The following is a 4557-nucleotide window of genomic DNA, read 5'->3' on the forward strand; positions in this document are numbered from 1 at the left end:
GCCGGCTACGCCGCCTACAGCCCCCCCCCGCACAACCGCGCCGGGGGCGCGGGCGCCGTGGCGGGCCGGCGCCGCCCGGCGGCCCCCACCATGGGCCAGCTGCGCAGTGCCCACCGCGCGCTGGCCTCGGCCGAGGCGGGCCCGGCCCGGCTGCTGGAACGCCTGGACCGCTTCGTCGAACGGGTCGAGTCGGCCCGGATGGCCACGGTCGCGTACGCCGAGGTCGACCTGTCGGCCAACGAGATGGTCTACGCCTGCGCCGGCCACCTGCCGCCGCTGCTCACCCAGCCCGGCGAGCCACCGCGCTACCTGCTCGACGCCCGTTCCGGGGCGCTGGGCTCGCGCGCCGCCCGCCAGGCCCGGATCGAGCACCGGACGCAGCTGGCCCCGGGCAGCCGACTGCTGCTCTACACCGACGGCCTCATCGAGCGCCGCACCCGCCGCATCGACGCCGGCTTCGAGCTGCTGGCCCGTACGTACGCCGGCAAGCGGGACTCGCCGCTGCCCGGGCTGACCGCGTCCATCGCCGACATGCTCGTCGGTCAGGAGCACGCCGACGACGTCTGCCTGCTGTGCCTGGCGCTCGGCACCGAGCAGCGGCTGGAACGCACCATCGGCGCGGACCCGGTGCAGATCGCCCTGCTGCGCAAGGACCTGCGCGGCTGGCTGGTCGCGCACGCCGTCGACGACGAGAGCGCCCAGGCCGTGCTGCTGGCCTGCTCGGAAGCAGTGGCCAACGCCATAGAACACGGCTACCGCGACAACCCGCTGGGCCTGGTGGAGGTCGTCGCCACGGTGTCACCGGACACGGTCGACGTCCGGATCACCGACCGGGGCGTGTGGGCCGATCCCGAGCCGGGCGGCGCGCGGGGCCGCGGCCTGCAGCTCATCCGCCAGGTGATGGACACCGTCGCGTTCGACCACGCCGACGGGACCACGGTGACCATGCGGCGGATCCGCCGGGGAGCGCGACGATGACCGAGCAGTGGGTGACTTTCGCCAAACTGGGCCAGGCCGATCTGGTCCGGCTCGCGGGCGAGATCGATCTGGCCAACGCCCCGGAGATCGGCCGCGAGATCGTCCGCCAGACCGGCCGGGCCGACGCCGTGGTGATCGACCTCACGGCGGTGTCGTTCCTGGACAGCGCCGGTGTGCGGCTGCTCGACGCGCTCGTCGGCGACCTCGATCTGCAGGGCACCCCGATCCGGCTCGTGGTCGGCGCGACCGGCGCGGCGCGGATGACCCTGCAACTGTGCGCGTTCCGGGATGATCTCCTGGCCACCGATCTGGACCGGGCCGCGGACGAATTGGGGCGCTGACCCGCGTACCCTGGTGCCCCATGAGCGTAAGTTCCGTGTTCCCGCAGCTCGAGCAGCTGCTGCCCCGGGTCAGCAAGCCGATCCAGTACGTGGGCGGCGAGCTCGGCGCCGTCGTCAAGGACTGGGACGCCACCACGGTCCGGTGGGCGCTGATGTATCCCGACGCGTACGAGGTGGGCCTGCCCAACCAGGGCGTGCAGATCCTCTACGAGGTGCTCAACGAGCAGCCCGACGTGCTGGCCGAGCGCACGTACGCGGTCTGGCCGGACCTCGAGGCGCTGATGAAGGAGGCCGGCGTCCCGCAGTTCACGGTCGACGCCCACCGCCCGGTGCACGCCTTCGACGTGCTCGGCCTCTCGTTCGCCACCGAGCTCGGCTACACCAACATGCTCTCGGCCCTCGACCTGGCGGGCATCCCGCTGGAGAGCAAGGACCGCACCGTCGACCACCCGATCGTGCTCGCCGGCGGCCACGCCAGCTTCAACCCCGAGCCGATCGCCGACTTCATCGACGCCGCCGTGCTCGGTGACGGCGAGGAGGCGGTCCTCGAGATCACCGGCATCATCCGGGAGTGGAAGGCCGAGGGCTGCCCCGGCGGCCGCGACGAGCTGCTGCTGCGCCTGGCCCGCACCGAGAGCATCTACGTCCCGCGCTTCTACGACGTCGACTACCTGCCGGACGGCCGGATCCAGCGGGTCGTGCCGAACCGCCCGGACGTGCCGTTCCGGGTGCACAAGCGCACGACCATGGACCTCGACGCCTGGCCGTACCCGAAGAAGCCGCTGGTCCCGCTGGCCGAGACCGTGCACGAGCGGTATGCCGTGGAGATCTTCCGGGGTTGCACCCGGGGCTGCCGGTTCTGCCAGGCCGGCATGATCACCCGCCCGGTGCGCGAGCGCTCGATCACCACGGTCGGCCAGATGGTCAAGGAGGGCCTGGAGTTCTCCGGCTTCTCCGAGGTCGGCCTGCTGTCGCTGAGCAGCGCGGACCACTCCGAGATCGGTGACATGTGCTCCGGCCTGGCCGAGCAGTACGCGGACACCAACGTCTCGCTGTCGCTGCCCTCGACCCGGGTGGACGCCTTCAACATCGACCTGGCCCAGGAGCTGTCCCGCAACGGGCGGCGCACCGGGCTCACCTTCGCCCCCGAGGGCGGCTCGGAGCGCATCCGCAAGGTCATCAACAAGATGGTGACCGAGGAGGACCTGATCCGTACGGTCGTCACGGCGTACTCCAACGGCTGGCGCAGCGTGAAGCTCTACTTCATGTGCGGCCTGCCCACCGAGACCGACGACGACGTGCTGCAGATCGGCCGGATGGCGCACGAGGTGATCCGGGCCGGCCGGATCGCGACCGGCACCAAGGACATCAAGTGCACGGTCTCCATCGGCGCGTTCGTGCCCAAGCCGCACACCCCGTTCCAGTGGGCGGCCATGGAGCGGCCGGAGGTCATCGACAACCGGCTGCGGATGCTCAAGCAGGAGATCAACAGTGACCGGTCGCTGGGCCGGGCCATCGGCTACCGCTACCACGACGGCGAGCCGTCGCTGATCGAGGGACTGCTCTCGCGCGGCGACCGCCGGGTCGGTGCGGTGATCCGGCGAGCCTGGGACAAAGGCCAGCGTTTCGACGGCTGGAGCGAGCACTTCTCGTACGCCCGCTGGGTCGAGGCGGCCGCGGAGACGCTGCCGGCCTTCGGCGTGGACCTGGACTGGTTCACCACCCGCGAGCGCGAGCAGCTCGAGGTGCTGCCCTGGGACCACCTGGACTCCGGGCTGGACAAGGACTGGCTCTGGCAGGACTGGCAGGACTCCAAGACCGAGTTCGAGCAGGACGACTGCCGCTGGACCCCGTGCTTCGACTGCGGCGTCTGCCCGTCCATGGACACCGAGATCCAGATCGGCCCGACCGGCAAGAAGCTGCTCCCGCTCACCCCGACGAACGGGCTGCGCTCGCCCGCGCATACGCACTGACCAGGAGAAATACCATCGCCAAGAACCAGCCGGTGGGCGGCCAGGCCCCGGTCGTGCAGCGGATCCGCCTTCGGTACGCGAAGCGCGGACCGCTGCGCTTCACCTCGCACCGGGACTTCGCCCGGGCCTTCGAGCGCGCGCTGCGCCGGGCCGCCGTCCCGATCGCCTACTCCCAGGGCTTCACCCCGCACCCCAAGATCTCGTACGCGAGCGCGGCGCCCACCGGCGTGGGCAGCGAGGCGGAGTATCTGGAGATCGGTCTGCAGGCCGAGGTCGACCCGGCCGAGCTGCGCGCCGCCCTGGACGCCGCGCTCTCGCCCGGGCTGGACATCCTCGACGCCGTGGTGGCCCGGGAGGGCAGCCTGGCCGACCAGATCAACGCCTCGCGCTGGCTGCTGGAGCTGCCCGGGGTCGAGCCGCAGGTCGCCGCCGACGCCGTCGCGGCGTTCCTGGCGGCCGAGGAAGTGCTGGTCGAACGCATGACCAAGCAGGGCCGGCGGTCGTTCGACGCCCGGTCCGCAGTGACCTTCTTCGCTGTGACCAAGCAGTCTGGTGCACCTTCCGGGGCCGCGGTCGCACCGTGTGCGATAATCGACCTTGTCGTGCGGCAGGTCACTCCGGCCGTTCGACCCGATGACGTCCTTTCCGGCCTGCGTGTGGTGGCTGGCCTGGAGCCGCCGGTGCCCGCACGGGTTACCCGGCTGGCGCAGGGCACTCTCACGCCGCAGGGGGAGATCGTCGATCCGTTGGAAGCGGATCGCGAGGGCGCCACCATCGGAGGGCTCTGACCGATTCGGTCGGCGTCCACGTTGGCAGACTTCGGCAGCCCGTCCGACCTGGTCGGGGCCGAAAAACTTGCGGCGACCCTGCGTGGCAGCGCTCACCCGCGCCCGGGGCCGCCAGAACTGGAGAGCGCCCCATGCTCGATAACGAGCGTAATGAGGGCGGTGAACGGGACGGAGCCACAACTCCTCCCGTCGATGCCGCCGAGAGCACCACTCCCGCGCGCCGTACGCGTGCCCCGAGGCGGAAGGCGACACCCGCGGCCGCGCCGGCTGCGGACGCGCCCGGCGCCGAGCCTGGTGCCGCCGACGAGGCCGCCGGTGCCGTCGACGCGGCCGTGGAGCAGGCCCCCGCGGCTCCGGCCCGCCGTCGTCGCAAGGCGGCGGCACCCGCTGCCGCCCCCGCGGCCGAGCCGATAGCCGAGGATCCCGCCGCGGTGGCCGAGAGCCTGCTCAGTGACGCTGAGCCGGTCGCGCCGGTGA

Annotated in this window: 4 protein-coding genes and 1 pseudogene; all 5 read left to right on the forward strand. The window is 72.0% G+C overall.

What is annotated here, in order from left to right; genetic code table 11:
- A partial coding sequence (locus tag AB0C29_RS32600) for a SpoIIE family protein phosphatase (RefSeq protein WP_360828367.1) occupies positions 1-978 on the forward strand: 978 nt, incomplete at its 5' end.
- Entirely contained in the window at positions 975-1319 is a 345-nt protein-coding gene (locus AB0C29_RS32605) for an STAS domain-containing protein (RefSeq protein ID WP_360828370.1), read from the forward strand. The genes AB0C29_RS32600 and AB0C29_RS32605, both read left to right, overlap by 4 nt.
- 20 nt (positions 1320-1339) lie before the next feature.
- A complete protein-coding gene (locus tag AB0C29_RS32610) occupies positions 1340-3292 on the forward strand; it encodes a TIGR03960 family B12-binding radical SAM protein (RefSeq protein ID WP_360548940.1) in 1953 nt (650 codons plus the stop codon).
- Between the two features lie 53 nt (positions 3293-3345).
- Positions 3346-4080: a TIGR03936 family radical SAM-associated protein gene (locus AB0C29_RS32615; protein WP_360549060.1), complete on the forward strand. Its 735-nt coding sequence runs from the start codon at positions 3346-3348 to the stop codon at positions 4078-4080.
- Positions 4081-4211: 131 nt separating this feature from the next.
- A pseudogene (locus AB0C29_RS32620) lies at positions 4212-4557 on the forward strand (hypothetical protein); the annotation flags it as partial.

The organism is Actinoplanes sp. NPDC048791 (genome assembly GCF_040650095.1).
Classification (GTDB): domain Bacteria; phylum Actinomycetota; class Actinomycetes; order Mycobacteriales; family Micromonosporaceae; genus Actinoplanes.